A 25,060-nucleotide genomic window follows, 5' to 3' on the forward strand; every position below is an offset into this window, starting at 1 on the left:
GGAACTAGAATTTTACTTGTTTTAACCGGAATTGCTTGTCGCCCCATACCGTCAGAACAACGTACTGGCGCGACTCGAATGAGGAGGAGTTGATGTAGGTAACTCCGTCGCCGAATACTTCACCAATGCTGAAAGCGTGGCGGTGACCGTTCAGCTCAAATACCAGCCGTGGGTCTTCGCGCAGGGCCGTAACGTAGGAATTCGAGAGGGCCGGGTCAAAGTCCTCATCCTGGGGTGGTACGTGGCTGATAATCACGTGGCGGCGCACCGAGTTATCGGCCAGCTCGCGCTTCACAAACGTCATGTCCGGGGCCGTGCCGTCGAAGTTATACTCGCGGCCATTCGTATCGACGAAGATGAATTTGGTGTCGCCGTACACGAAGGAGTAGTTACGCGGCCCAAAAATGGCTTCGTAGGCCTTGCGGCCGTTACCCACCAGGTCGTGGTTGCCCACTACCGTCAGGTAAGGCACTTTCAGCTTGCGCAGGTCGTCGTTGATCCAGCGCATTTCCCGGGCAAAACCGAAGTCGGAAATGTCGCCGGCCACCAGCATAAACTGAATGCCAGGCTGCTGGTTCACGCTTTTTACCAGGTCCTCGGCATCATCGTAAAACCGCTGAGAGTCGCCGGTGAACACAAACCGCAGCGTATCGCCGGCGGGCAGGGGGCGCTGGGCCAGCATTGCCAGGTTTTTGGCCGTCAGGTCGCGCTCCGACTCGGGGGCGCGGTGGTCGTTGGGGCTGAATTCCAGCAGGTCGCAGCTGCTGAGCAATAGGGAAGCCGCCACGGGCAGCAGAGCCCGCACGGAAGGAGTTCGGAAAAATGAGCGCATACGCCTCGGCACTGAATACAACAACTGGCCTATCCGGCGGGATAGGTTTGGCGCTATATACTGTGGAGGTAGGTATAGAGTTTGACGAATAGCAGCAGCTCCGGTACCGATATATACTGTACTGGAGCTACCGTTTCCACTGAGCAATGGCTTTAAAGCGCGTCAAGCCCGAAAATCGATTTCTGAAGACATTCTGTGCAAATGCCGCGTTTCCAGCAAAATTTTTTCTGCGTGCCTACCGGGCGGCCAACCTGGCAGGCACGCAAAGCGGGTTCAGCTACTCATCCAGGTACTGGTGCACAAACTTGATGGCCATGCTGCCCTCGCCCACGGCCGAGGCTACCCGGGCCATGGCCCCCGAGCGACTATCACCGGCGGCAAAAACGCCGGGCACGCAGGTTTCCAGCAGGTAGGGCTCACGGCGCGGGTGCTTCCAGGAGGTGGCGTAGCGCGCGTCCGTCACCAGGTCGCGGCCCGTAAGCACGAAGCCTTTGCCGTCGCACACAATGGTGTTGCATACCCACTCGGTGCTGGGCTTGGCTCCAATGAACACGAACAAGGCCCGGGCCGGGCGGCGCTCCAACTGCCCCTGCCGCCGAATGACGACCTCCTCCAGATGATCAGTGCCGCATACTTCCGCCACTTCCGTAAACGGCAGCAATTCAATGTTTTCGGTTTGGTCGATCTGCTCAATCAGGTACGCCGACATGCTGGCGGCCAGACTTTCGCCCCGAATCAGGATGAACACCCGGCGGGCGTAGGTGGCCAGGTACATGGCAGCCTGCCCCGCCGAGTTGCCGCCGCCCACAATGTACACATCCTGCTCCTGGCAGAACCGGGCCTCGGTGCGGGCCGCCCCGTAGTACACCCCCGCCCCACTCAGCCGGTCAATGCCCGGCACTTCCAGGGTGCGGTAGCTCACGCCGGTAGTGAGGATAACGGCCCGGGTTTTTACCTCGCTGCCGTCGCTGAGCCTGAGCACTTTGTAGCCGTCCTGCACACACAGGTCTACCACTTCCTGGGGAGCCAGAATTTCGGCACCCAGGCGCACGGCCTGGGTCCAGGCCCGGTGGGCCAGCTCGCTGCCGCTCAGGCCGGTAGGAAAGCCCAGGTAGTTCTCGATGCGGGAGCTGGTGCCGGCCTGCCCGCCGGGTGTCTGCCGCTCAATTACCAGGGTTTTTAGTCCTTCGGAAGCCCCATACACCCCCGCCGCCAGACCGGCGGGGCCGCCCCCAATCACCACCACATCGTACAGCTCCTGCGAGGCCTGCACCGTCAGGCCGATGCGGGTGGCTACCTCCGTGGGCATGGGGTTGGGCAGGGCCGTGCCGTCTTCCAGAATCACCACGGGCAACTGGTGTGAGGTAAGCTGCTTGCGGGCCATCAGGGCTTGGGCTTCGGCGTCGGTTTCGAAATCAAGCCATTGGTAGCCAATCATGTAGCCCGCAAGAAAGTCCTTCAGCTCGTGAGAGCGGGGCGACCATTGAAAGCCAATGAGGCGCACGCCGCGGTAGGGTGGCTTGTAGGCCGCTTCCCAGGCCGTGAGCAGGTCGCGCAGGGTGGGATAAAGCAGCTGCTCGGGCGGGTCCCAGGGCTTCATCAGGTAATGGTCGAGGCGGGCGGAGTTGATGGCCCGAATGGCTGCTTCGGTATCGGCGTAAGCCGTGAGCAACACTCGTTTGGCCTCCGGAAATAGCTCCCGGGTGCGCGTGAGCACCTCCACGCCTTCCAGATCGGGCATGCGCTGGTCGGCCAGCACCAGGGCCAGCGGCTCGTCCCGGTCGTGCAGCTCCTGCACAATGCTCAGGGCCTCGGTGCCCGAGCCGGCCCGTAGCACGCGGTAGTCGCGCCGAAACTCCTGGCGCAGGTCCCGGTCGATGGCACTGAGTACCTGCGGATCATCGTCTATGCAAAGAAGGACCGGCTTTTTCATGCTTTGGGGGTAACTGAGTAAAAAAGTAACTGCGTAGTAAGTAGGCAGGTGACGGTAGCTATTGAGCAGACGAAATAAGCAGGTAATTACCCGGGCTTTTTTTCGCAGATACCTGCACCACCCGCGCCAGCCGAACAATTACTCCGTTACTCCGCTACTTAGTTGCTCACCGGCAGCCACACGCCAAACTCCGTGTGGCCGGGCTCCGACTGAATTTCCAGGTGGCCGCCGTGCTGCTCCACAATCCGCAGGGCAATATCGAGGCCCAGGCCGGAACCTTCGCCGGCGGGCTTGGTGGTGAAGAAGGGCTCCAGAATGCGGGGCAGTACCTCGGGCGGAATGCCGGGGCCGTTGTCGATGATGAAGACGCGGACAAAATCGTCTTCGCGGCGGGTACGCAGGGTGATTTCGCCCCCGCCGGGCAGGGCATCAATGGCGTTATCGAGCAGGTTGGTCCATACCTGATTGAGGCTGCTGACCTGGCCCCGCACCTGTGGCAGATCAGAAGCATATTCGCGTACTACCCGCAGGTTTTTGGCCCGCAGAGAATAGCCGAGCATGTTAAGGGTGCTTTCCAGGCCAGTGTGAATATCCAGAGGGGCGAAATCCTGCCCCCGGTCCATGTGGCTGTAGGTTTTTACGTTGGTTACCAGCGTAGTAATGCGGGAGCCGGCCTCCTGCACATCGTGCACTAAGCGCAGGCCGGTCAGCTGGCCTTCCAGCCAGGCCAGCGCGGCGGGCCGGGCTTCGGCGGCCCACGCTGCCAGGGCGGCCGTCAGGACCGGAAGGGTAATTCCGGCATCCAGCAGACCGGCCGCCAGCTGGTAACCATCGGGCACGCCCTGGTCTTCCAGCCAGTTCGACAACTCGTCCTCGGCATCGGCGCGGTCCAGGGCCGAGGAGAAAGTGGGCGTAACCGGCGCGGCGGCCAGTCGCGTCAGCTCAGCCAACGCCTCGGGGCTGGGGCAGTGGCGTACCAGCTCCTGCAACAGCCCGGGCCGGGCCTGCAGGTTGCAGTTGAGCCGCTCGGAGGCCCGCATGATGGCCGCAGCCGGGTTGTTGAGCTCGTGGGCCAGGCCGGCCGAGAGCTTGCCCAAAGCCCGCAACTTGTCGTCGCGCTCCTGCGCACGTGCTTCCTGCCGGGCCCGGTCGCTCATCAGACTGACCAGGCGCTGCACCAGCTCGGGGCTGGTTTGCTCCAGCTCCGGAAACTTGCTGCGGTGCAGCATGTACAGCCAGGTTTCGCCCACGGCCACACTTTCGCCCCGAATAACGCGCAGCCGGGAATAGGGTAGTACTCCACTCACCTGGCCGGTTTCAATACGGAAAGCCGGTTCCCGGTTGCCATTATGCAACGTATAGAACTGCAGGCCACCCGCCAGAATGGCCATCATATACTCGGCTTCGTCGCCGGGCCGGGCTACTATTTCACCGGGTTCAAAGCACCGTTGCTCCCCGTTGGCCAGCAGCCAGTCCAGGGTTTCGGGGGGGAGCCCGGCAAAGGTCGGGATGCGGGTTAAGTCGGGAGCAGGCATGGCAGGAAGCTGAGGGTGTCATTTCACGGGCCCACCGCGGCCTGGTGTTAGGAAACACAGGCGCGCGGGCTTCGGGCAATGAGTGCTGCAATAGTACCAACTCCGGGTAAAAGATGTTTCTTGCCAAACTTTTTAGCCCCGCGCTGCATTCTTTAGTTTTCCCTCTCTTGCTTCTGAACTCATCGGCATGGCCAAAGTCAAAACCCTCTTTTTCTGCCAGAACTGCGGTGCCCAATCTGTAAAATGGATTGGCCGCTGCCCCAGCTGCGGCGAGTGGAACACCTACGTGGAGGAAGTAGTGGAGAAGCCCGATACGGCCACGGCCGCCAACGCCTGGAAGGCCTCTACCTCGGTGGGCAGCACCGCCGCTAAAGCCGCCAAGCCCAAACCCCTTGGCGATATTATTTACGAAGAAGAATCGCGCCTGAATACCCACGACCAGGAGCTGAACCGGGTGCTGGGCGGCGGCTTGGTTCCGGGCTCTTTGGTGCTTATCGGCGGGGAGCCGGGCATCGGTAAAAGTACCCTGATGCTGCAGATTGCCATGCAGCTCAATGGATTACGAATTTTATATGTATCGGGGGAGGAAAGCGAGCAGCAGATCAAAATGCGCGCCGAGCGCCTGGGCCGGCAACATCCGGGCCTCTACATCCTCACCGAAACCAACACCCAGAACATCTTCCGGCAGATTGACCAGCTCCAGCCCAACGTGGTGGTGGTCGATTCCATTCAGACGCTGCACAGCACCATTGTGGAGGCGGGGCCGGGCTCCGTGAGCCAGGTGCGCGAATGCACCACCGAGCTGCTCAAATACGCTAAGGATACCGGCGTGCCGGTGCTGCTCATCGGCCACATCACCAAGGATGGCTCCATTGCCGGCCCCAAAATTCTGGAGCACATGGTAGATACCGTGCTGCAGTTTGAGGGCGACCGGCACCTGACCTATCGCATCCTGCGCACTGTTAAAAACCGTTTCGGCTCCACTTCTGAGCTGGGTATTTATGAGATGCAGGGTGCCGGTCTGCGGCAGGTAAGCAACCCCTCCGAAATTCTGCTCAGCCAGCGCACCGAAAGTCTCAGCGGCATTGCCATCGGGGCCACAGTGGAAGGCAACCGGCCGCTGCTGGTGGAAGTGCAGGCGCTGGTAACGCCTTCCACTTACGGCACGCCCCAGCGTAGCGCCACCGGCTTCGATGCCAAGCGCCTGCAGATGCTGCTGGCCGTGCTGGAGAAACGCAGCGGCCTGCGACTGGGTCAGCATGATGTGTTTCTAAATATTGCCGGGGGCCTGCGCCTCGAGGATCCGGCGTTGGATTTAGCTGTGTGTGCCGCTGTGGTCAGTTCGCTGAATGATGTACCGATCCGCAATGAAATATGCCTGGCAGCAGAAGTGGGCCTAAGTGGTGAAATACGGGCAGTTAGCCGCCTGGATCAGCGCTTAAGTGAGGCCGAGAAGCTGGGCTTTGCGGAAATGTACATTTCGCAGTTCAACGCCAAAGGCCTGGACTTGGCCCGCTATGGTATCCGGGTACACCCCTCAGGCCGTTTGGATGAGGTACTGACGGGGTTGTTTGGCTAACCGGCAGGTCCGCGAAACAAAATGGTAATACACGCTCTCTTTGGTCTTAAATTGGTTAAATCCTGTTTTTTACCTGCGTGGTACCGTGCGTTTTCGCATCAGTGTTCAAAACTTTGGTATCGGTCAGGGGGTTACGAAAAAAGTAGCCTGTCGGATTGGACTTTCTCGACAGTTCTCTCGTATCTTCGGAGAAGGAATTGACTTTTACCGCGAATCACCTGACCTCGCACCGCAAAAACCGCCCCCACGGTTATGCAGGGTCCGATTCCTCACTCCGCAACCGCTACCGACCAATGGCCTATAGATCTACTCTCACTGCTGCCCTGATCTGGGCCGGGTTGCTGGCCGCCCCGCTGCTGGGGCGGGCACAGGGAACCGTCATTCTCACGGGTAAAGTGAGTGGCCGCACGACCGATACCGTGGCCGTATCGGTGCGCGAGAACCCCCTTGACATCAAGGAGCAGATTACTTACGCCCGCCTCGACAGCAAGGGCGAGTTCCGGCTGGCCCTGACTGTGAACGGCCCCACCCGCGCCGACCTGGTGTATGGTGATGACGTGGCGGATATGTTCCTGGAGCCTGGCAACCAGCTGGAAATCCGCTTCAAAGGCAACGACCTGGCGTCCTCCGTGCGCTACAAAGGCAAAGGCGCGGAAGCCAACACGTTCATGGCCGAAATGGACGACAAGTTTGTGGAAAACGACGGTTTCCAGGTACTGCCCGACAACATCATGCTGTACGAGGCCCCGTTCCTCACCTTTCTGGACTACCGCCGCAAGGAAGAAAATAAGTTTCTGGAAGATGGGGGAGAGGGCCTGAGCCAGGCGTTCAAGAACTATATCAAGGCCGAAATTGATTACAGCTACGCCAACGACCGGCTCACTTTCCAGGACCTGCGTGAACAGGTAGTGGCCACCGAGGGCCGCCTGAAAATGACGCCGGGCTATTACAGCTTTCTGGACGATAAAGCCCTGATCAATAACCCCGGAGCCGTGCAGAGTGAGATGTACCAGGAGTTTCTGCTCAATTACATCCATTATCTGGCCATTACCAGCGGCAAGCAGCGCTCCGACCCCGACTTCTACCAGGTGTGCTATGACATGGCCAAAAAGCAGCTGAGCGGACCGGCCAAGCCCATCATTATGGGCCGGGTGCTGAAAGAGTCGTTCCGGTTCGGGCACGTGAAGCAGTCAGCCGCCATGCTGGAGGATTTCCGCTCCGTTGACAGTGCAAACGGCTACTACCCGGTGCTGAAGCAGGACTTCGATACGCATAAAGCCTTTGCCATCGGTGCCCCGGCCCCTGATTTCCGGCTGGTTTCCTCCACCGGTGATACCGTGAGCCTAAAGCAGTTTGCCGGCAAGCTGGTGTACGTGAACTTCTGGCGCACCACCAGCGGCCTGGCCCTGCGCGACCTGCCGTACGAGACGGAACTGGCCAAGAAGTTTGAGGGCAAGAACATCGTGTTTTTGAACATTGCTCTCGATGAAAATGAAGGTGCCTGGAAGCAGCTGGTTATCAGCAAGAAGCTGCCGGGTCTGCACGTGCGTACCAACGGGGGCATGCGCTCCGCCGTGGCCCGAGCCTACGCCATTCAGGATGTACCCAGCTACTTCCTGCTGGCCGAGGACGGTACTTTCCTCAACACCAAGCCCAAGCGCCTGAGCAGCCGCGCCGCCTACGACGAAATCAAGGAGTCGTTCGGGAAGGCCAACACCTACAGCAGCACGCTGCCGGGGCGGTAGGCTATTCCACCCTCTGCCAGTAGTGCACCAGCGCCGCCTCTTGCTTTAGCAAGAGGCGGCGCTGTTTTTTTTAGGTATAGCCCGCTATACTTCACCTTACGGCCTTCCTGCCTGCTAGTGCCGAGGATTCTTTGCCGCAGCCAGAGCCCAGCCGCGCGTAGTGCCGTGGCCCCTGCCACAATGTAGCGTTGCGTTCCTGATTCTCACTGCGTAGCCTGCCCCACCGCGCTACCTATTGCCTATTGCTAGCATACCCCGCACTGGCGGGTGTTATTTATCCTTTCACTTTTATCTGGCGCCTGCTCTACGCCGGCCTGCACGCCAGCATCTACAACGGCAACGTGGCGCTGCCCCCGCTGCCCACGGCCACCCAAGCGCTGGCTGCCGGGGCCAAGCCCGGCCGCGTGGGGCTGGCCGCGTGGCCGCCGCCGAAGCGGCCGGGCTGTACCAGCTGCACGTGGGCCAAGGCATCCTGCTGGAGCGCCATACTCTGCAGGTGACCCGTTAGCCGATTGCAAAGAACAGAGCTGGTTTATTGATATAGTGCCTTGTTCTCCCTAGTGAGAATAGGGCACTTGCTTTTTTCCGGCCCCGATACCGTAGCTTGCATAAGCCATGTTGTTCCGCCGCTCCCGCCCCGCACCCGCCGCCGAGCTGTCCGATGAGGACCTGCTGCGGCGCTACCGTGCCCAGGGCGAGGTGGCCGATGTGGGCACGCTCTACGAGCGGCACATGAGCGGGGTGCTGGCCATTTGCCGGCGCTACCTCCGCGACGAAGAAGACGCCCAGGATGCCGTAATGCAGCTGTTTGAGCAGCTGGTGCCCAAGCTGCTCCGGCACGAGGTGGAAAACTTCCCGCCCTGGCTGCATGCCACAGCCCGCAACCACTGCCTGATGGTGCTGCGCGCCCGGCAGCGGACGGGCCCGGCCGTGGTGCATTTTTCTGATGAGGCCGGTATGGAATCGGTAGCGGCCCGGCATCTAACGGCCGACGACCCGGCCGAAGCCGAGCTGCACGAGCAGCACCTGCAACAGCTGGAACACACCCTCGCCGAACTGCCCCCCGGTCAGCGCCAGTGTCTGGAGCTGTTTTATCTGGAAAAGAAAAGCTACCGCGAGGTAGCCGCCCTCACCGGGTTCGACCTGAACGCCGTAAAAAGTCACCTTCAAAACGGGAAGCGCAACCTGCGCCGCCTGCTGCAAGCCTCCGCCTCCGATGCCTCGCCCTGATTCTACGTCCGCGTTTTCTGCCCCGGCCGGTGCCCACCTGCCCGTGGAGCTGCTGCGCCGGTACGTGGCCGGCGAATTGCCGCCCGCCGAGGAGCACGCCGTGGAAGCCCACACGCTAGACTGCGCCGTGTGTGCCGATCTGCTCGAAGGGCTGGAAATACAGCCTACCGCCGCGCACGAGGCCAGCATGGACACGCTACGCCAACGCCTGCACACTCGCGTAGCCGAGTTGGCTACTGAAACTGCTCCTGAGCCGACAGTAGTACCGTTGTGGGCGTGGCGGCCATTTGCGGCGGCGGCCGTGCTACTGCTGTCATTGGGCGTGGTAGGCTGGCTGACGATAAGCCGGTTGAATAGCTCCCCAGAAATTGCCCGCCAGTCGTTGCCGGCAGCAACGCGCCAGTCGGAGGTGGCGGCCACCGTTCGGCCGGCCGAACCAGCTGCTACAGCATCTCCGGCAGTGGCGGCCGTAACACCAAAAGCGCCAACCTCGCCGGTGCGGCGGCCGGTGCTGGCTCCCCGCTACCGCCGCCCGATTGTGGTGGCTGATGCGGAAACAGCACCGGAGCAGCCCGCCGACCTAGCTGGGTTGGCTGCTTTTGCTGATTCCCGCCCGGCAGCTGCTGCGGCTGAGGTGGCGGCAACGGTACCGGAGCCGGCAGCGGTGATGATGTCGAAAGCCGAGCCGGTGGCCGGTAACGCGGACGTAGCGGCGGCTCCGCAACCAGCGGCGGCGAAAGCCAAGATGGCGCGGGTGGCGGGCGTTGCAGCTGCCGCGCCGGCTGCGGCTCCTGAGGCAACCCGTACTATTCAGGGCCGCGTGACGGATAATGCGGGCCAGCCGCTGCCCGGGGCTACCGTGCTGGTACCCGGCACGCAGAACGGCACCAGCACCGACGCCGATGGTAAATTTCAGATGAGTGTGCCCGCGGCTACCGGGCAGTTACTGGTTACCTCTATTGGCTACACCAGTAAAACCCAACCCCTGCGCCCCTCCGATTCCACGTTGGCGCTGGCCCTGTCTCCCGATACTAAGCAACTCAGCGAGGTAGTGGTAGTGCGCCGCGAGGCTCCGCCCATGCTGCCCAGCATTTCGGCCACGCCGGCCGGGGGCTACGGTAAGCTGCGCCAGTATCTGGCCGACAGCCTCGATTACCCCGAAAAAGCCCTCACAGACCGCCGCGAAGGTACCGTGCGCGTACAGTTCATAGTAGGAGCCGACGGCAAGCTTAGCGACTTTAAAGTGGTAAAATCCGTGTCGCCGGAGTGCGACGAGGAGGCCCTGCGCCTGCTGAAAGAGGGCCCCACCTGGTTCCCGGCCGTGCAGAACAACCGCCGCACCGCCCGCAAAGTCGTCGTCAACGTCCCGTTCAAAATAGAGCAACGGTGAAGTGGTGATTTAGCGAGTTAGTGAAGTGGTAAATAGTCATTGCGAGGCGTAGCCGAAGCAATCCGTTCTTCAAGCAATTCGCAGCCTTGCCCCACGCAAAAGCCCCTGACGCCATAACTAGGCATCAGGGGCTTTCTGCGTTTCAGGGAGTAGAGCAGTGAAAAGGACAGATTGCTTCGGCTACGCCTCGCAATGACCATTTACCATTTCACTAACTCGCTAAATCACTAAATCACTAAATCACTTCACCGCTACCCGCTGTAGCCGCCGCCGCTTTCGGGTTCGGTGGCGCTGCCGCCAGCTTTGTCGTGGGTGGGCAGCTCGGGCTCGGTTTTCAGCTCTACTTGGCTGTAGTCGGGGGCACCGTTGCCAGTGGTGGGTACTGCGGTTTCGTTAGTGGCCGAGGTGCCGCCTACGCGGGTGCTGGTGGACTCCTGGTTTTCGTGGTTAGGCGGCGTGACGGCGGCGCTTTGGTGAGCAGTCGGCGTGGCGGGCGAGGTAGACAGGGCGTCGGATTCGTCTTCGAAGGTCTTTTTCATGGGAAGGGCAGATAAGTCGGATGGAAAGCTACTGGCCGGCTATACGCAGCCTGCGGGCTGGCGGCCGCGCCTGATACCCGCAGAATTTGGGGATTTTGGGTCGGGTACGGAGCCAGGTTGCGTACTTTTGCCCGGCGGCCCCGGCCGCAGCCTGTTTCCCTGTCACCTCATCCTCTTCTCACCCCACAAGAAGCATGACGCAGTTCCGCACCGAGAAAGATACCATGGGCACCGTGCAGGTGCCGGCCGACGCCTACTACGGCGCCCAGACCCAGCGCAGCATCGATAACTTCCAGATTGCCCAGGACATCAACCGGATGCCCAAGGAAATCATCCGCGCCTTCGCCTACCTCAAGAAAGCCGCTGCCCTCACCAACCGCGACGCCGGCATCCTGCCCGCCGACAAAGCCGAGCTGATTGGCCGCGTGTGCGACGAAATCCTGGAAGGCAAGCTCGACAAGGAGTTTCCGCTGGTGGTGTGGCAGACCGGCTCGGGCACCCAGAGCAACATGAACGTGAACGAGGTGGTGGCCTACCGCGGCCACGTGCTGCAGGGCGGCAGCCTCTCGGATGAGAAGAAGGTGCTGGCCCCCAACGACGACGTGAACAAGAGCCAGAGCTCCAACGACACGTTCCCGACGGCCATGCACATTGCGGCCTACAAAATCCTGGTGGAAACCACCATTCCCGGCATCGAGAAGCTGCGCGATACGCTGAAAGCCAAGTCGGAGCAGTTCATGCACATCGTGAAAATCGGCCGCACCCACCTCATGGATGCCACCCCGCTGACGGTAGGCCAGGAGTTCAGCGGCTACGTGTCGCAGCTCGACCACGGCCTGCGCGCCATCAAGAATACGCTGGCGCACCTTTCGGAGCTGGCGCTGGGCGGCACCGCCGTGGGCACCGGCATCAACACGCCCGCCGGCTACTCGGAGAACGTGGCCAAGCACATTGCTGACCTTACCGGTCTGCCCTTCATCACGGCCGAAAACAAGTTTGAGGCCCTGGCCGCCCATGATGCCATCGTGGAAGCCCACGGTGCGCTGAAAACGGTGGCCGCTTCGCTGATGAAAATCGGCAACGATATCCGCCTGCTGGCCTCAGGCCCGCGCGCTGGCATCGGCGAGCTGCACATCCCCGACAACGAGCCCGGCTCCAGCATCATGCCCGGCAAGGTGAACCCCACCCAGTGCGAGGCCATGACGATGGTAGCCGCTCAGGTAATGGGCAACGACGTAGCCATCAACATCGGCGGCATGAACGGCCACTTCGAACTGAACGTGTTCAAGCCCGTGATGATCTACAACTTCCTGCACTCGGCCCGCCTCATCGGCGACGTGTGCGTGTCGTTCAACGACAAGTGCGCCGTGGGCATTGAGCCCTTGGAAGCCAACATCAAGAAGCACGTGGATAGCAGCCTGATGCTGGTAACGGCCCTCAACCCGCACATCGGCTACTACAAAGCCGCCGAAATTGCCCAGACGGCCCACAAAAACGGCTCGACCCTGAAGGAAACCGCCCTCCAGCTCGGCTACCTCACCGAGGAGCAGTTCAACGAGTGGCTGAAGCCCGAAGACATGGTAGGCGAGATTAAGAAGTAGTTGTTAGTGCTTAGTTGATAGTGCACAGCGAGTGTTTCGATAAAACGGCCTAAGCACTATCAACTAAGCACTAGGCACTACCAACTAAGCACTAAACAAAGCGCCGCTGCCTGATTCCGGGTAGCGGCGCTTTGTTTTTTCGGCATCTTTACGCCGCACTCCCCAATTCATTCCGCCCGCATGGATTTCTCCCAGGATATTCAGCTCGAAAACAACCGCGTGCTGCTGCGGCCCCTGCAAACTGCCGATTTTGAAGCTCTGCGCCCGGTAGCCGCTGCGCCGGAGCTGTGGGCTTACACCCTCACCCGCGCTGACGACCCCATCAGTCTGGCTACGTACCTGACGGAGGCCACGCGGGGCCGGCAGCAGCAGCGCCGCTACCCGTTCCTGATCATCGACAAAGCCACCGGGCAGGTGGCCGGCAGCACTAGTTACTACAATGTGGAGGAGGCCGACGCCCGCCTCAGCATTGGTTACACCTGGGTAGGGGAGGCGTTTCAGCGCAGCGGCCTGAACCGGGCCGCCAAGCACGCCCTGCTGCGCCACGCCTTCGATGTGCTGGGCTGTGAGCGGGTGGAGCTGGAAACGGATTCGCGCAACCTGAAGTCGCAGCAGGCCATGCGCCGCATGGGGGCCACCGAGGAAGGCACGTTGCGCAGCCACCGCTACACCCAGGGCGGTATCCGCCGCGACACGGTCATTTTCAGCATCATCCGGCCCGAGTGGAACATGCTGCGCCAGACGGTTTTTCAGCAGTTTGAGGCCCGTGGCTGAGCCCAGTAAACCTACCCCGCGCCGTTTTCCGGCCCTGGTGCGCAAGCGGGCGGCCAGCTTCGGCTATGCTTTCCGGGGCGTGGTGGCGGCTCTGCGTACCGAGGTGCATTTGTGGGTTCACGCCGCGGCTACAGTGGTGGTAGTGGGGCTGGGACTATACTTTGGGCTGGCGCGCTGGGAGTGGGCCGCCGTGGCGCTGGCCGTGGGGGCCGTGTGGTGCGCCGAGCTGGTGAATACGGCCCTTGAAGCCGTAGTGAACCTGGTGTCGCCGGATTACCACCCGCTGGCCGGCCGGGCCAAGGATGTGGCCGCCGGAGCGGTGCTGGTAATGGCCCTGGCAGCGCTGGTGGTAGGGCTGCTGATTTTCGGCCCGCGGGTGTGGGCTCTGCTGGCACTATGAAGAAAGGCGTGAGCTACTGAACAATGGATAGATAACTGCGTAACGCAGGTTTGTGTGCATCTTTGCCGCCCCATTGCGCGTGCGGATGCAGCGGTTCCCCGCCTAACTCACCTTCGACCTATGCGTTTCTTCCTGTTTCTGGCTGCTGCCTCCGGTGCCGCCCTGCTCAATACCACCGCCTGCCAGCGCAACGTGGCCGTTACCACGCCCACCGATGCGCCCCAGACCGGGCTGGCCGGCAGCGTATCCACCCCGGCTCCCACCAGTGCCAATACCGTGGAACCTACCCCCGATAATCAGCCGGCCTTTGATGACCGGAAGCGGCCGAAATGGCTGGAAGACCGCATTCAGCAGCACCTGAACGACAAAAAGGCCAACCCGCCCATTCACGTGTACAGCTACCAGTTCAATGGGGCCACGGTGTACTATGAAACCAGCCCCTGCTGCGACCAGTACACCACCCTCTACGCCGCCGACGGGAAGGTACTCTGCCACCCCGATGGCGGCTTCACAGGACGGGGCGACGGTAAATGCGCCGACTTTTCTAAAAACAGAACCGAGGAAAAGCTGGTTTGGCAAGATCCCCGGTAAAGTAACAGTGAGTACAGAGACATGAGAAGTGAGATTCTGTACCGCTTCCTTTTTTCCCTTTTGCCTGGCAGAGTCTCACTTCTCATGTCTCTGTACTCATTTCTATTACCATGATTAACACCATCGAAAAGCTGGGGGCCTACTCCGTGTGGGCTAACGCCACCCTGCTGCGCCACCTCGACGGCCTCGTGGCCGAGGGTGCCACCCTGCCCCAGGGTGCACTGCGCATCTTCAGTCACGTCCTCAATGCCCAGGCTATCTGGCTGGGCCGCCTTACCAGCACACCCAGCCCCGTAAAAGTGTGGCAGGAGCATGATCTGGCCGGTTTGCACCATTGGCACGAGCAAACGTCGGAGCGGTTTCACCAATACGGCGTGGAGGCTACCACTACCAACCAAGCCGAGCTGGAGCGCCTCATCACCTACACCAACTCCATTGGGGAAGGCTACACCAGCCAGGTGTCGGATATTCTGACCCACGTACCCATGCACGGCAACTACCACCGCGCCCAGGTGGCCAAGGAGTTGCGCGCCGCCGGTCTGGAGCCCATCAACACCGACTTTATCACGTATTGCCGGGAGTTGTCGGCAAAGGCGGAAATGGCCGACGCGCCGAGCCTGTAAGGAAGCACCTGAATCAATAGTTTCTGAAAACCCCTGCGGTGAAGCTTCGGCTAACCGCAGGGGTTTTTCGTTTGTTATATTCATCTAACACTTTCTCCACCGTTTTCTGAGTTGCTACTCCGCATGAATCCTCCCGCACAACCTCCCGTTATCAGCCCTGAGCGCCTGGCCGAAGCCTATTCCTACGATGCGTACCGTGCCCTGATTGACACGCTGATAGCCGAAGGCAAAACCACCGGCGAAAATCAGTCGGACGACCTGACGGCCTACGCCCGCCTCAACATTCAGCGTATGGAGCGGCTGGATAAAAAGGCCGAGCTGACCCCGGAAATGCAGGCGGCGCTGGACAAGCTCACCCGCAGCTACGAGTGGGTGATTATCACGGAAGGCTGGTGCGGCGACGCGGCCCAGATTGTGCCGGTACTGGAAAAAATTGCCCGGGCCAGCCACGGCCGGCTGCGCACCCATTACCTGCTGCGCGACGAAAACCTGGACCTGATGGACCGCTACCTCACCAACGGCAGCCGCTCCATCCCCAAGCTGCTCATTCTGCACGCCGATACCCTTACGGAAGCCACCAGCTGGGGACCCCGCCCCAACGAGGCCCAGAACCTGCTGCTGGAGATGAAAGCCGCCGGCGCCACCCACGAGGAATACGCCGAGAAAATCCACGGCTGGTACGCCAAAGATAAAACCCTGAGCACCCAGCAGGAGCTGCTGCAGATTGTGCGGGCGTTGTAGTAGAGTTATCAGTTGTTGGTTGTTCGTTGATAGCTGGCTGAAGCCATCTGCACGACAAAGCCCCACCGAAAAACCGCGTTTACGATTTTCCGGTGGGGCTTTTTTCGCGGTGGCATTGTGCCAGTGTCTGCTCTTTAGTCGGCTAACAACTGACAACCAGTAATCAGCAACTAAAACTACCGAAGGCGGTCCATGCTGCGGACCAGCTGCTCGTCGCGGCGAATGAAGCGGGAGGCCAGCAGGTTTAGCAGCAGACAGAGAGTGGCAATGTAGAAGCCGGCCTCAAACGTGCCGGGAATCTTGATGTTGAGCATCTGCTCCCCCACGTTGGAGAAGTAGAAAGCCGCCCCGATAGTAGCCGTAATCAGCAGAATATTGAGCGTGCCCAGCTTGAGCTGGTTGAAGCGGTTGCGGAACTGAAAGATTTCCAGCAGAGCCACCGCCGCCGAAGCTACGGCCAGCGCCGCAATGGGCCAGGGGTTGGCCGGGGGCACCGACATGCCGGCATCGGCGTGCTGGTAGCCTAAATGCGTGGCCGTGAGCACCACGGTTTGCTTGCTGGCGGGGTCGGTTTTGCTCCACAGGGGCAGGAACAGCAGGCTCAGCATGCCCAGGGCCAGCAGCAGCAGGAATACGCTTTGGATTCTTTGTATCATCTTTGTGTTTTGACAGTTCGATTACTGGATCAGCCCCCTGACAGGGCCGGCAAAAGTAGCCAACTACGACCGGAATAACGCATTTAACCCGATGCCAACTGCATACATTGTGGACGCCGTCCGCACCCCTATTGGTAAATTTGGTGGCGAGCTCAGCAGCGTCCGCCCCGACGACATGGCCGCCCACGTACTCCGGGAGCTGCTGCGCCGCAACCCTTCCCTGGATAAATCCGCCATTGAGGACGTCATTATCGGGGCTGCCAACCAGGCCGGTGAGGATAACCGCAACGTAGCCCGCATGGCGGCGCTGCTGGCCGGTCTGCCCATTACGGTGCCGGGCAACACCGTCAACCGTCTCTGCGCTTCTGGCCTGCAAAGCATCATGGATGCTTCCCGGGCCATTCGGGCCGGGGAAGGCGACGTGTATCTGGCCGGCGGGGCCGAAAGCATGACGCGTGCCCCTTTCGTGATGGCCAAATCGGCCACTGCCTTCGCCCGCGACTTCACTGCCCACGATACCACCCTGGGCTGGCGCTTCGTGAACCCCAAGCTCTCCAAGCTGCACCACCCCTACGCCATGGGTGAAACGGCCGAGAATGTAGCCCGTCGCTACGGCATCACCCGCGAGGAGCAGGACCAGTTTGCCTTCGAGTCGCAGCGCAAATACCAGCGGGCCTTCGAGAAAGGTCGGTTCCGCAAGGAAATCGTGCCGGTGTTCATTCCGCAGCCCAAAGGCAACACGGCCCTGTTCGACCAGGACGAGCCGCCCCGCCTCTCCAGCCTCGAAAAGCTGGCCTCTTTGAAACCGGCTTTCCAGGTAGATGGTACCGTAACGGCCGGCAACTCGGCTGGCATCAACGACGGTGCTGCCGCGCTGCTGCTGGTGAGCGAGGAGGCCCTCACGCGCTACAACCTGAAGCCCATGGCCCGGGTGGTGGCCTCGGCCGTAGCCGGCGTCGACCCCGCCTTTATGGGCATTGGTCCGGTGCCCGCCACGCAGAAAGTGCTGCAGCGTGCCGGCCTCACCCTGCAGGATATGGACCTGATTGAGCTGAACGAGGCTTTTGCTGCCCAGAGCATCGCCTGCATGCGCGACCTGGACCTGGACCCCACCAAAGTGAATGTGAATGGTGGCTCCATTGCCATTGGCCACCCGCTGGGCGCCAGCGGCTCGCGCATCTCGGCCACCCTGCTCCACGAGATGCAGCGCCGCGACGACGTGCGCTACGGCCTGGCTACCATGTGCGTAGGCGTAGGCCAGGGTGCCGCCGTGATTTACGAAAAGATGTAACCGTCATTCCGACGCGAAGCGAGGAATCTGAGTTTGCTGTTAAAGGCTCAACCAGATTTCTCGCTTCGCTCGAAATGACAAAGCGTGATTTGTGCATGGCCGATTCGTTGCTGACTCCTGTACTTGCCCTGCCGGTAGCAGGAGCCCGGCTGCGGCCCTGGCGCTTCTCGGATGCTGATGCTTTGGCCCGTCACGCCAACGACGAGCGAATTGCCCGCAATCTGCGCGACACCTTCCCTTATCCCTACACGCCCCAGGACGCGGAGTTCTTTCTGTGCCTGGTAGCCGACAGCCAGCGTGACCTGTTTCTGGCCATTGAGGTAAATGGGGAAGCCGTGGGCGGCATTGGCGTACACTTTAAGTCGGATGTGCGCCGCCGCTCCGCCGAAATCGGGTACTGGCTTACGCCGGCCTGCTGGGGGCGGGGCATCGTCACGGAGGCCGTACGTACGCTCAGTGCTTATGTGCTGGCCAACTTTGATGTGTGCCGACTCTACGCGGCCATCTTCGCCACCAACCCCGCCTCCGGCCGTGTGCTCGAAAAAGCCGGCTACGAGCTGGAAGCCCGCATGCGCCGCAGCATCGTGAAAGATGGCCAGATGCTGGACTCTTTGCTGTACGCGCTGGTGGTATGAGTTGGTAGTTGTTTGTTATTGATTGTCAGTTGTTGGTGCTCAATACTCATCACCTGACAGCTGCCAACGAATAACTGCCAACGAACAACGAATAACTAAACGCCATGCGCTACTTTCTTCACCTGGCCTACGATGGCACCGCGTTTCACGGCTGGCAGATTCAGCCGGGCGTGATTACTGTGCAGCAGGAACTGGACCGCTGCCTCTCGCAGGTGCTGCGACAGCCGGTGTACTGCCTGGGCAGCGGCCGCACCGACTCGGGCGTGCACGCCAGCCACCAGGTAGCTCACTTTGATGCCGACCTGCCCCCGGGCCTCGACGAAGCCACGCTGCTCTACCGCCTCAACCGGGCGCTGCCGGCCGGTATCCGCTGCCAGGTGCTGCACCCGGTGCCGCCCGACGTCCACGCCCGCTTCAGCGCCAAAGCCCGCACCTACGAGTACCACGTGCGCCTCACCCCCGACCCGTTTGCCGCCAACTTCAGCCTCTACCTCGACCGGGCCCCCGACGTGGCGGCCATGAACGAGGCGGCGGCCATGTTGCTGGGTACCCACGACTTTACCACGTTTTCCAAGGTGAAAGGGGCCGAGAAGCACTACAACTGTACCTGCTTCGAGGCCGGCTGGCACGAGGAGCCGGGTGGGCTGGTGTTCCGCATTCGGGCCAACCGCTTCGTGCGGGGCATGGTGCGGCTGGTGGTGGGCACCTTGCTGAGCGTGGGCCGGGGCAAGATGAGCCCCCGGGAGTTCGGGGAAGTATTCCGCAGCCTCAACCGGGTGCACGCCGGCGGGGCCGCCCTGGCCAATGGCCTGTTCCTGTGCCGGGTAGAGTATCCGGCTGAAATTCTGGGTGATGCAGCGTTGCCTACCGGTTTGCCGTACTTCTCCAAAGTGTAGCGCACTGCTGAACGACACCGTTAAAATGTCCTTCCTGGGCTGCGGCTCCTCCTTTGCTCGGAAGGACGTTTTAACGGTTTCCTGTCCTCCCTATCTAACCCATTGCCGCACCCGTCGGTTACTTTCAGACCCCCACCCAACAACCCGAAATGGAGCAAGCAACTACCGCCCCCAAAAGCGGCAATATCTTCGACTGGCAGGTGCTGCGGCGGCTGATGGTGTACGTGCGGCCCTACCAGCGCGTCTTTTACTTCCTGATTTTCCTCACCATTGCCACCGCGGTGCTGGGTACGCTGCGGCCCTTCCTGATTCAGCGGATGGTGGACGTGACCATTGAGCAGGGCGACTGGCAGGGGCTTAACCGTATGTTCGGGCTGCTGCTGGTGCTGCTGGTAGCCCACGCCATTGTCAGCTACCTGCAAACGTACTTCGGGGGCTGGCTGGGCCAGTACATTGTGCGCGACATTCGGGTGGACTTGTACAAGCATATCCTGGATTTGCGCCTCAAGTTCTTCGATAAGACGCCCATCGGCCAGCTCGTGACGCGCAACATCTCCGACGTGGAAACCCTCTCCGACGTGTTCAGCGAAGGGCTGGCGGCCATGATTGGCGACATTCTGCAGCTGGTGTTCATCGTGTCGTTCATGTTCTACATTGATTGGCGACTGACGCTGATCAGCCTCTCGGTGATTCCGCCGCTGCTGTTCAGCACCTACGTGTTCAAGGAGAAGGTGAAGAAGTCGTTCCAGGAGGTGCGCACGGCCGTGGCCAACCTCAACTCCTTTGTGCAGGAGCACCTGACGGGTATGAACGTGGTGCAGATTTTCAACAACGAGGAGCGGGAGCTGCGCAAGTTCAAGGCCATCAACCAGGAGCACACCCGCGCCAACATCCGCTCAGTGCTCTACTACAGCATCTATTTCCCAGTGGCCGAAGTGCTGGCCGCCGCCGGCGTGGGCCTGCTGGTGTGGTACGCGGCCCAGGGCCAGATTGAGGGCACCATCTCCAAGGGCGCGCTCATTGCCTTCATCATGTACAACGCCCTGTTCTTCCGGCCCATCCGCCAGATTGCCGACCGGTTCAACACCCTGCAGCTGGGCCTTGTGAGCACGGAGCGTCTGCTGAAGCTGCTGGATAGCAAGGAACTGATTGCCGACAACGGCACCTACGCCCCCGCCGACCTGCGCGGCGACGTGGATTTCGACCACGTGTGGTTTGCCTACAACGACGAGGAATGGGTGCTGCGCGACGTAAACTTCTCGGTGAAGGCCGGCCAGACGTTTGCCTTTGTGGGCGCTACCGGAGCCGGCAAAACCAGCATCATCAACCTGCTCAGCCGCTTCTACGAAATCAACAAAGGCACCATCCGCATCGACGGCCACGACCTGCGCGAGTACGACCTCAAGGACCTGCGCCGCCACATTGGGGTGGTACTGCAGGATGTGTTCCTGTTCGCCGGGGCTATTCGGGACAACATCACCCTGGGCAAGCAGGACATTACCGACGAGCAGATCTGGGCCGCGGCCGACCTGGTGGGAGCCCGCCGCTTCATTGAGCGCCTGCCCGGCGGCCTCGATTACCAGGTGATGGAGCGTGGGGCCACGCTGTCGGTGGGCCAGCGCCAGCTCATCAGCTTCGTGCGGGCCATGGTGTACCAGCCCCGCATTATCATCCTGGACGAAGCCACCTCGTCGGTGGACAGTGAAACCGAGGAGCTGATCCAGCAGGCCATTGAAAAGCTGATGCAGGGCCGCACCAGCCTCGTCATTGCCCACCGCCTGAGCACCATCCAGAAAGCCGCCCAGATCATCGTGCTCGACCGGGGCGAAATCAAGGAGGCCGGCACCCACGAGGAACTGCTGCGCCACCAGGGCTTCTACGCCAACCTCTACCAGATGCAGTACAAGGACGTGCTGCAATAGGCCGGGGAGAACAGCACGTCATGCGGAGGCGTAGCCGAAGCATCCCGCGTGCTGACGTTGCAGTAGTAACTCAACCCTTCAGAACGTCATGCTCCGACAAGCTCAGCATGACGTTCTGTTGTTTCTTTGCATCTCCGAGCCGGAAAAACCTTCCCGCTTCCTCACTTCTCTGATATGAATAGAATTTTTCTGGCCCTGGCCCTGCTGCTTACCGCCGGGTTTGCTGTGGCCTACTGGCGCATGGGCGGCTTCAAAGCGGCCACCGTGGCCCTCGAAACTACTGCGAAACCCTACTATCTGGCCGGCCGCTACTACGAAGGCCCGGCCCAGGACGAAGCCTTTGGCGACCTGACCCGGGAGGCTTACAACCTGCGCAAAGCCGGCAAGCTCCGCGGCGACTTCGGCAACATCTTCTACAACAGCCCCGAAAGCTCCCGCGACTCGGCCCGCGTGTTCGTGGGCGTACTCGTGGCCGACACAACCTCCCAGCAACTCCCTGCCGGCTACCGCTACCGCTTGTTTCCGGCCGGCCAACGCGTACTACACGCCCACATCGACGCCAGCTACCTGGTTGCGCCTGATAAGCTGTACACCGGCGTGAAGAAAGCCGCCGAAGCGCAGAAACTTACGTTGCAGAACGTATATCTGGAGCATTTCCCGGAGCAGGGAGAGCCGGAAGTGCTGGCCGTAGTGAAGTAACGTAACCTTTCTAAAGCAGAACGCCCGTCCAGAATGTTATATCTGGACGGGCGTTCTGCTTTAGAAAAGACTTGCTATCGACCCAAATACAGCGAGATACCCAGGTTAAGATCATTCAGACCAAATCCCAAATCGAGGTTACTGGTCGTGTTTTTTACTTCTATACCGGAACCCGAGGTGTCACGCTTATCAGTCAGACGGTTATATGTGGCTCCCCGGAGCGTAAGCTCCAGCCCCAGCTTGTTGGTTGGGAAAAATACGATGCCTGGCAACAGGCTGGCATAAAAACCTTCCTGACGATTATCTGCCCCGCGCGGGAACCCATTAGCGGTGTTACCTGAGGTGTAGATATTCTGGTAGCCACCACCTAATTGCCCGTACAGTGCAAATTTCTCACCCACGAATTTATAGTATCGGCCAAATAGTCCACCGCTCAAGCTCCGCGTTTTATTTTCGGTTGGCACATAGGTTGGGCCGTAAGGGGAATTGACGTAGTAATAGCCCTGCGACTTATTCAACGATGCTCCCGCTGAGATGCCGAGAGCTAAGTTGTCAGCAACGAAATATCCTACACTGGGAGTGAAATAGGCGGTTTCATTTTTGATTTCCATAGTGGAAATGCCTGGTAGAGAAACGCTCTGTTCCTGTTTTTGCCGACTGTAACCAATAGAGCCGGAGAGGAGCTTGGTGCCGGCAGCTATTTGTGCCTGAACTGATAGGGTGCTGAAGCCGAGAATAATAGCTCCGAAAATAGACTTTTTCATATGAGAGAAAAGAAGAATGAGTGAACGAAATTACCTGCCTGACTTCAGATAGAAAGGATACTCGTGGAAATAATGCTTCCCGTTTATGCAGTTGATGCATAATATCAAGTAATGGTTGCAACGCACTCAGCGGAAAGCAAACATAGTATAGTAGCCTGTTTTTATCTTCAATCATTATAACTTTTTATAGAAATGAAGAGAAAATAATCGTATTGCACATAGACGCAAAAAAGCCCGCTGAACCGGAGTTCAGCGGGCTTTTTAAAGGAGAGAGTACCAGAGTCGGGGTGGCAGGATTCGAACCTACGGCCTCGTCGTCCCGAACGACGCGCGCTACCGGGCTGCGCTACACCCCGAAAGTAATTCGGATACTCGTACTGTTCTGTCGAAAAAAGCCTCCGGGTGGGGTTCCCAGAGGCTTTTCGATCAGATAAACTCTTCGGTCGGAGTGGCAGGATTCGAACCTACGACCTCCAGCACCCCATGCTGGCGCGATACCAGGCTACGCTACACCCCGAGGAATTGTGATGCAAATGTAACCCGCTAAATGATATTCGCGCAACTCTGCGAGTGTTTTTTTCTGGGTTTGGCTTCGTATAGTTGAGCTGAAACGGGCATAATGAGCGGTAGAGGTTTCAGAATGTGCACGTTGGAAGCGCGAAAAAAAGCAGGCCGCCCGAAATAAAAATTAGCTCTGGCGCGTTTATTGCGCTGGTTGGGCTTCGCGCTTTACGCTCGACCAATCCGATATGGGGGTAGAGTTTCGTACCTTTGTCTACCCGTATCGTTCACATAATCTGATAGGAACGCGTATGAAAACTTCTACTTTGCTGGGTTGCCTGCTGGCACTGCTCCTAACCGGGCAATTTGCGCAGGCGCAAACCAAGGCTGCCGCCAAGCCGGCTACCTCCGTTGCCAAACCCGCCGCAGCCAAACCGGTAGCGGCCCCGGCTTCCAAGCCCGCAGCTGACGCTGCATCTGCCTCCATGGTGGCCGTGGCGGCTCCGGCTCTCATTACAGATAAGATGGCGGACCCCACGCCCAACACCAACGCGCTAAAAGTGCGGGCCGAAACCAACCCGCTTACCAAGCGCCTCACGGTGCGCACCGATGCCACCGGTCCCACCCGCGTGGAGCTCAACAGTACCGATGGCCGTCCCGTCCTGACCCGGGACATGATTTCGGGGGATGCTGCCGCCGTGCTGGACGTGAGTAATCTGCCCGCCGGCTCCTACATCGTGCAGTGCACTGCCGGAGAGCGGCGCGGTATGAAACGCGTAATGATAGGACAATAGAAGGCTCTTCTTTCAGTTTTCCAAAAAGCTCCGTAGCATTAGCTGCGGAGCTTTTTGTTTGTCTGAACTTTCGGCCGCCATTTGTACTATGATTGGTTGACTACGCATGAAAAACCTGTCGTATTGGGAGCACCAGACGTTTCTGCAAGGCGCGGATGTAGTCATAGTCGGGGCGGGACTGGTGGGGCTCACGGCTGCTATTTATACCCGGCAGCTGCGGCCCACGGCGCGGGTGCTGGTGCTGGAGCGCGACGTGCTGCCCAACGGAGCCAGCACCAAAAACGCGGGTTTCGCCTGCTTTGGTAGTATCTCGGAGCTGCTGGAGCAAGAGCAGCGCGGCAGCACCGACGACTTGCTGCGCGTGGTACAGGCCCGCTGGGAAGGTCTGCGCCGACTGCGCGAATTGCTCGGCGACCAGACTATTGGCTACCGGCCGGAGGGTGGTTTCGAGCTGTTTCGCCCGCAGGAAGCCGAGTTGGCTGCCACGTGCCAAGCGCACATCGATTACTACAATGCCCTGTTGGCTCCTGTCATTGGCCACACCAATATATTCCGGGACGTCTCCACCCACCTATCTGCCCTGGGCCTGAGCGGAGCCACGGTGATGCTGGAAAATACCGCCGAAGGCAGCCTTGATACCGGTTGGATGATGCAGGCGCTGCTGCAGTGTGCCTGGACCGCGGGTGTTACGGTGCTGCATGGCTGCTCGGTGCTGGCTGTGGAGGGTGGGCCCAATGGCGTGCGGGTGCAACTGGAAAATCTGGAGCTGACGGCCGGCCAAATGCTGGTAGCCACCAACGCTTTCAGCCGGCAGCTGCTGCCGGAGCTGGATGTAGTACCCGGCCGCGGGCAGGTGCTCGTAACGGAACCCATTCCCGGCTTACGCCTGCCGGGCACGTTTCACTACGATAAAGGCTACACCTATTTTCGGCAGGTGGGCGAGCGGGTGCTGCTGGGCGGCGGCCGCAACCTCGATTTTCAAACCGAAGAAACCACCGAGCCCGGCCTCACGCCGCGGGTACAGCAGTACCTGGAGCAACTGCTCTACGAAGTCATCCTGCCCGGCCGCCGCCCCCGCATCGACTACCGCTGGAGCGGGGTAATGGCCTTCGGACAGGAGCTGGAACCTATCATCCGGGAGGTGCAGCCGGGCCTGTTCGTAGCCGTGCGCTGCAATGGTATGGGTGTGGCAATGGGTGCCGGCAGCGGCTGGCAAGCGGCGCAGCTGATGAATAGTTGATTTTTCGTCATTGCGAGGCGAAGCCGAAGCAATCCTTCCTGCACGAAGCGCCAAGCCCTGAAACGCAGAAAGCCCCCGGCGTATGTGCTAACGCCGGGGGCTTTTGAATGAATTAAAGCGAGGAGTCTGGAAAAGGAAGGATTGCTTCG

The 25,060-nt window shown here is 60.3% G+C and carries 24 protein-coding genes and 2 tRNA genes; 17 read left to right on the plus strand and 9 right to left on the minus strand.

Annotation, left to right across the window (positions count from 1 at the left end; genetic code table 11):
• Positions 1–4: 4 nt before the first annotated feature.
• From EI291_RS13385 to EI291_RS13395, 3 genes are all read right to left on the minus strand, one after another.
• On the minus strand, positions 5–832 hold the full coding sequence (locus tag EI291_RS13385; RefSeq protein ID WP_125420698.1) for a metallophosphoesterase family protein: 828 nt from the start codon (positions 830–832) through the stop codon (positions 5–7).
• Between the two features lie 277 nt (positions 833–1,109).
• Positions 1,110–2,765 (minus strand): FAD-dependent oxidoreductase, encoded by a 1,656-nt coding sequence (locus EI291_RS13390; RefSeq protein ID WP_125420700.1) that lies wholly within the window; start codon positions 2,763–2,765, stop codon positions 1,110–1,112.
• Positions 2,766–2,923: 158 nt separating this feature from the next.
• Positions 2,924–4,300, minus strand: coding sequence for a sensor histidine kinase (locus EI291_RS13395; protein WP_125420702.1), 1,377 nt, complete (start codon positions 4,298–4,300; stop codon positions 2,924–2,926).
• A 187-nt stretch (positions 4,301–4,487) separates the two neighbouring features.
• Between EI291_RS13395 and radA the strand changes: the two genes are divergently transcribed.
• Both radA and EI291_RS13405 read left to right on the plus strand, forming a co-directional pair.
• On the plus strand, positions 4,488–5,879 hold the full coding sequence (radA, locus tag EI291_RS13400; RefSeq protein ID WP_125420704.1) for a DNA repair protein RadA: 1,392 nt from the start codon (positions 4,488–4,490) through the stop codon (positions 5,877–5,879).
• 197 nt (positions 5,880–6,076) lie between these two features.
• Positions 6,077–7,624, plus strand: a complete 1,548-nt coding sequence (locus EI291_RS13405; protein ID WP_125420706.1) for a TlpA family protein disulfide reductase — start codon at positions 6,077–6,079, stop codon at positions 7,622–7,624.
• Positions 7,625–7,952: 328 nt separating this feature from the next.
• On the opposite strand, the gene EI291_RS22885 is transcribed toward EI291_RS13405, so the two are convergent.
• Complete coding sequence (locus EI291_RS22885; protein ID WP_170172635.1) at positions 7,953–8,111, minus strand: hypothetical protein; 159 nt, start codon at positions 8,109–8,111, stop codon at positions 7,953–7,955.
• 128 nt (positions 8,112–8,239) lie between these two features.
• Here EI291_RS22885 and EI291_RS13410 point away from each other — a divergent pair, with 128 nt between their 5' ends.
• On the plus strand, positions 8,240–8,854 hold the full coding sequence (locus EI291_RS13410; protein WP_125420708.1) for an RNA polymerase sigma factor: 615 nt from the start codon (positions 8,240–8,242) through the stop codon (positions 8,852–8,854).
• The gene (locus tag EI291_RS13415) at positions 8,841–10,244 is read left to right on the plus strand and encodes a TonB family protein (RefSeq protein ID WP_125420710.1); all 1,404 of its coding nucleotides are present in this window, start codon (positions 8,841–8,843) and stop codon (positions 10,242–10,244) included. Before EI291_RS13410 ends, EI291_RS13415 begins: the two co-directional genes overlap by 14 nt.
• Before the next feature lie 251 nt (positions 10,245–10,495).
• Here the strand turns inward: EI291_RS13415 and EI291_RS13420 are convergent, their stop codons facing one another.
• On the minus strand, positions 10,496–10,783 hold the full coding sequence (locus EI291_RS13420; protein ID WP_125420712.1) for a hypothetical protein: 288 nt from the start codon (positions 10,781–10,783) through the stop codon (positions 10,496–10,498).
• A 194-nt stretch (positions 10,784–10,977) separates the two neighbouring features.
• Between EI291_RS13420 and fumC the strand changes: the two genes are divergently transcribed.
• The 6 genes from fumC to EI291_RS13450 all read left to right on the plus strand — a co-directional run bounded on the left by fumC (position 10,978) and on the right by EI291_RS13450 (position 15,513).
• A complete protein-coding gene (gene fumC, locus EI291_RS13425) occupies positions 10,978–12,384 on the plus strand; it encodes a class II fumarate hydratase (protein ID WP_125420714.1) in 1,407 nt (468 codons plus the stop codon).
• A 180-nt stretch (positions 12,385–12,564) separates the two neighbouring features.
• Positions 12,565–13,158, plus strand: a complete 594-nt coding sequence (locus EI291_RS13430; protein WP_125420716.1) for a GNAT family N-acetyltransferase — start codon at positions 12,565–12,567, stop codon at positions 13,156–13,158.
• Positions 13,151–13,558, plus strand: coding sequence for a diacylglycerol kinase family protein (locus tag EI291_RS13435; RefSeq protein ID WP_205701601.1), 408 nt, complete (start codon positions 13,151–13,153; stop codon positions 13,556–13,558). The genes EI291_RS13430 and EI291_RS13435 overlap by 8 nt, the downstream gene beginning before the upstream one ends.
• Before the next feature lie 120 nt (positions 13,559–13,678).
• Positions 13,679–14,149 (plus strand): DUF6970 domain-containing protein, encoded by a 471-nt coding sequence (locus tag EI291_RS23200; RefSeq protein WP_240635546.1) that lies wholly within the window; start codon positions 13,679–13,681, stop codon positions 14,147–14,149.
• 110 nt (positions 14,150–14,259) lie between these two features.
• On the plus strand, positions 14,260–14,772 hold the full coding sequence (locus EI291_RS13445) for a DinB family protein (RefSeq protein WP_125420718.1): 513 nt from the start codon (positions 14,260–14,262) through the stop codon (positions 14,770–14,772).
• A gap of 123 nt (positions 14,773–14,895) precedes the next feature.
• Positions 14,896–15,513 carry a thioredoxin family protein gene (locus EI291_RS13450; RefSeq protein ID WP_125420720.1) on the plus strand — a complete coding sequence of 206 codons (618 nt, stop codon included), beginning with the start codon at positions 14,896–14,898 and terminating at the stop codon, positions 15,511–15,513.
• Positions 15,514–15,689: 176 nt separating this feature from the next.
• Here EI291_RS13450 and EI291_RS13455 read toward each other — a convergent pair whose 3' ends face one another.
• The gene (locus EI291_RS13455; RefSeq protein WP_125420722.1) at positions 15,690–16,169 is read right to left on the minus strand and encodes a DUF4293 domain-containing protein; all 480 of its coding nucleotides are present in this window, start codon (positions 16,167–16,169) and stop codon (positions 15,690–15,692) included.
• Positions 16,170–16,260: 91 nt separating this feature from the next.
• On the opposite strand from EI291_RS13455, the gene EI291_RS13460 reads away from it, so the two are divergent.
• The 5 genes from EI291_RS13460 to EI291_RS13480 all read left to right on the plus strand — a co-directional run bounded on the left by EI291_RS13460 (position 16,261) and on the right by EI291_RS13480 (position 21,612).
• Entirely contained in the window at positions 16,261–17,460 is a 1,200-nt protein-coding gene (locus tag EI291_RS13460) for a thiolase family protein (RefSeq protein ID WP_125420724.1), read from the plus strand.
• Positions 17,461–17,534: 74 nt separating this feature from the next.
• On the plus strand, positions 17,535–18,095 hold the full coding sequence (locus EI291_RS13465; protein ID WP_205701602.1) for a GNAT family N-acetyltransferase: 561 nt from the start codon (positions 17,535–17,537) through the stop codon (positions 18,093–18,095).
• A gap of 104 nt (positions 18,096–18,199) precedes the next feature.
• The gene (truA, locus tag EI291_RS13470) at positions 18,200–18,991 is read left to right on the plus strand and encodes a tRNA pseudouridine(38-40) synthase TruA (RefSeq protein ID WP_125420726.1); all 792 of its coding nucleotides are present in this window, start codon (positions 18,200–18,202) and stop codon (positions 18,989–18,991) included.
• A 149-nt stretch (positions 18,992–19,140) separates the two neighbouring features.
• Positions 19,141–20,913: an ABC transporter ATP-binding protein gene (locus EI291_RS13475; protein WP_125420728.1), complete on the plus strand. Its 1,773-nt coding sequence runs from the start codon at positions 19,141–19,143 to the stop codon at positions 20,911–20,913.
• A 174-nt stretch (positions 20,914–21,087) separates the two neighbouring features.
• Positions 21,088–21,612, plus strand: a complete 525-nt coding sequence (locus tag EI291_RS13480) for a hypothetical protein (RefSeq protein WP_125420730.1) — start codon at positions 21,088–21,090, stop codon at positions 21,610–21,612.
• Between the two features lie 74 nt (positions 21,613–21,686).
• Here EI291_RS13480 and EI291_RS13485 read toward each other — a convergent pair whose 3' ends face one another.
• From EI291_RS13485 to EI291_RS13495, 3 genes are all read right to left on the minus strand, one after another.
• Complete coding sequence (locus EI291_RS13485; RefSeq protein ID WP_125420732.1) at positions 21,687–22,376, minus strand: hypothetical protein; 690 nt, start codon at positions 22,374–22,376, stop codon at positions 21,687–21,689.
• A gap of 282 nt (positions 22,377–22,658) precedes the next feature.
• Positions 22,659–22,732: transfer RNA gene (locus EI291_RS13490), tRNA-Pro, on the minus strand.
• An 87-nt stretch (positions 22,733–22,819) separates the two neighbouring features.
• Positions 22,820–22,893 (minus strand) — tRNA-Pro (locus tag EI291_RS13495).
• 295 nt (positions 22,894–23,188) lie between these two features.
• On the opposite strand from EI291_RS13495, the gene EI291_RS13500 reads away from it, so the two are divergent.
• Both EI291_RS13500 and EI291_RS13505 read left to right on the plus strand, forming a co-directional pair.
• Positions 23,189–23,671: a T9SS type A sorting domain-containing protein gene (locus EI291_RS13500; RefSeq protein ID WP_125420734.1), complete on the plus strand. Its 483-nt coding sequence runs from the start codon at positions 23,189–23,191 to the stop codon at positions 23,669–23,671.
• Between the two features lie 106 nt (positions 23,672–23,777).
• Positions 23,778–24,911: an NAD(P)/FAD-dependent oxidoreductase gene (locus EI291_RS13505; protein WP_125420736.1), complete on the plus strand. Its 1,134-nt coding sequence runs from the start codon at positions 23,778–23,780 to the stop codon at positions 24,909–24,911.
• Positions 24,912–25,060: the final 149 nt, after the last annotated feature.

It is taken from the genome of Hymenobacter rigui (assembly GCF_003944715.1).
Taxonomy (GTDB): domain Bacteria; phylum Bacteroidota; class Bacteroidia; order Cytophagales; family Hymenobacteraceae; genus Hymenobacter; species Hymenobacter rigui.

Coding starts and splice junctions, on each gene's coding strand:
- EI291_RS13385 (WP_125420698.1), bottom strand. CDS start 832: ATGCGCTCATTTTTCCGAACTCCTTCCGTGCGGGCTCTGCTGCCCGTG.
- EI291_RS13390 (WP_125420700.1), bottom strand. CDS start 2,765: ATGAAAAAGCCGGTCCTTCTTTGCATAGACGATGATCCGCAGGTACTC.
- EI291_RS13395 (WP_125420702.1), bottom strand. CDS start 4,300: ATGCCTGCTCCCGACTTAACCCGCATCCCGACCTTTGCCGGGCTCCCC.
- radA (WP_125420704.1), top strand. CDS start 4,488: ATGGCCAAAGTCAAAACCCTCTTTTTCTGCCAGAACTGCGGTGCCCAA.
- EI291_RS22885 (WP_170172635.1), bottom strand. CDS start 8,111: ATGGCGCTCCAGCAGGATGCCTTGGCCCACGTGCAGCTGGTACAGCCC.
- EI291_RS13410 (WP_125420708.1), top strand. CDS start 8,240: ATGTTGTTCCGCCGCTCCCGCCCCGCACCCGCCGCCGAGCTGTCCGAT.
- EI291_RS13415 (WP_125420710.1), top strand. CDS start 8,841: ATGCCTCGCCCTGATTCTACGTCCGCGTTTTCTGCCCCGGCCGGTGCC.
- EI291_RS13420 (WP_125420712.1), bottom strand. CDS start 10,783: ATGAAAAAGACCTTCGAAGACGAATCCGACGCCCTGTCTACCTCGCCC.
- fumC (WP_125420714.1), top strand. CDS start 10,978: ATGACGCAGTTCCGCACCGAGAAAGATACCATGGGCACCGTGCAGGTG.
- EI291_RS13430 (WP_125420716.1), top strand. CDS start 12,565: ATGGATTTCTCCCAGGATATTCAGCTCGAAAACAACCGCGTGCTGCTG.
- EI291_RS23200 (WP_240635546.1), top strand. CDS start 13,679: ATGCGTTTCTTCCTGTTTCTGGCTGCTGCCTCCGGTGCCGCCCTGCTC.
- EI291_RS13445 (WP_125420718.1), top strand. CDS start 14,260: ATGATTAACACCATCGAAAAGCTGGGGGCCTACTCCGTGTGGGCTAAC.
- EI291_RS13450 (WP_125420720.1), top strand. CDS start 14,896: ATGAATCCTCCCGCACAACCTCCCGTTATCAGCCCTGAGCGCCTGGCC.
- EI291_RS13455 (WP_125420722.1), bottom strand. CDS start 16,169: ATGATACAAAGAATCCAAAGCGTATTCCTGCTGCTGCTGGCCCTGGGC.
- EI291_RS13460 (WP_125420724.1), top strand. CDS start 16,261: ATGCCAACTGCATACATTGTGGACGCCGTCCGCACCCCTATTGGTAAA.
- EI291_RS13465 (WP_205701602.1), top strand. CDS start 17,535: ATGACAAAGCGTGATTTGTGCATGGCCGATTCGTTGCTGACTCCTGTA.
- truA (WP_125420726.1), top strand. CDS start 18,200: ATGCGCTACTTTCTTCACCTGGCCTACGATGGCACCGCGTTTCACGGC.
- EI291_RS13475 (WP_125420728.1), top strand. CDS start 19,141: ATGGAGCAAGCAACTACCGCCCCCAAAAGCGGCAATATCTTCGACTGG.
- EI291_RS13480 (WP_125420730.1), top strand. CDS start 21,088: ATGAATAGAATTTTTCTGGCCCTGGCCCTGCTGCTTACCGCCGGGTTT.
- EI291_RS13485 (WP_125420732.1), bottom strand. CDS start 22,376: ATGAAAAAGTCTATTTTCGGAGCTATTATTCTCGGCTTCAGCACCCTA.
- EI291_RS13500 (WP_125420734.1), top strand. CDS start 23,189: ATGAAAACTTCTACTTTGCTGGGTTGCCTGCTGGCACTGCTCCTAACC.
- EI291_RS13505 (WP_125420736.1), top strand. CDS start 23,778: ATGAAAAACCTGTCGTATTGGGAGCACCAGACGTTTCTGCAAGGCGCG.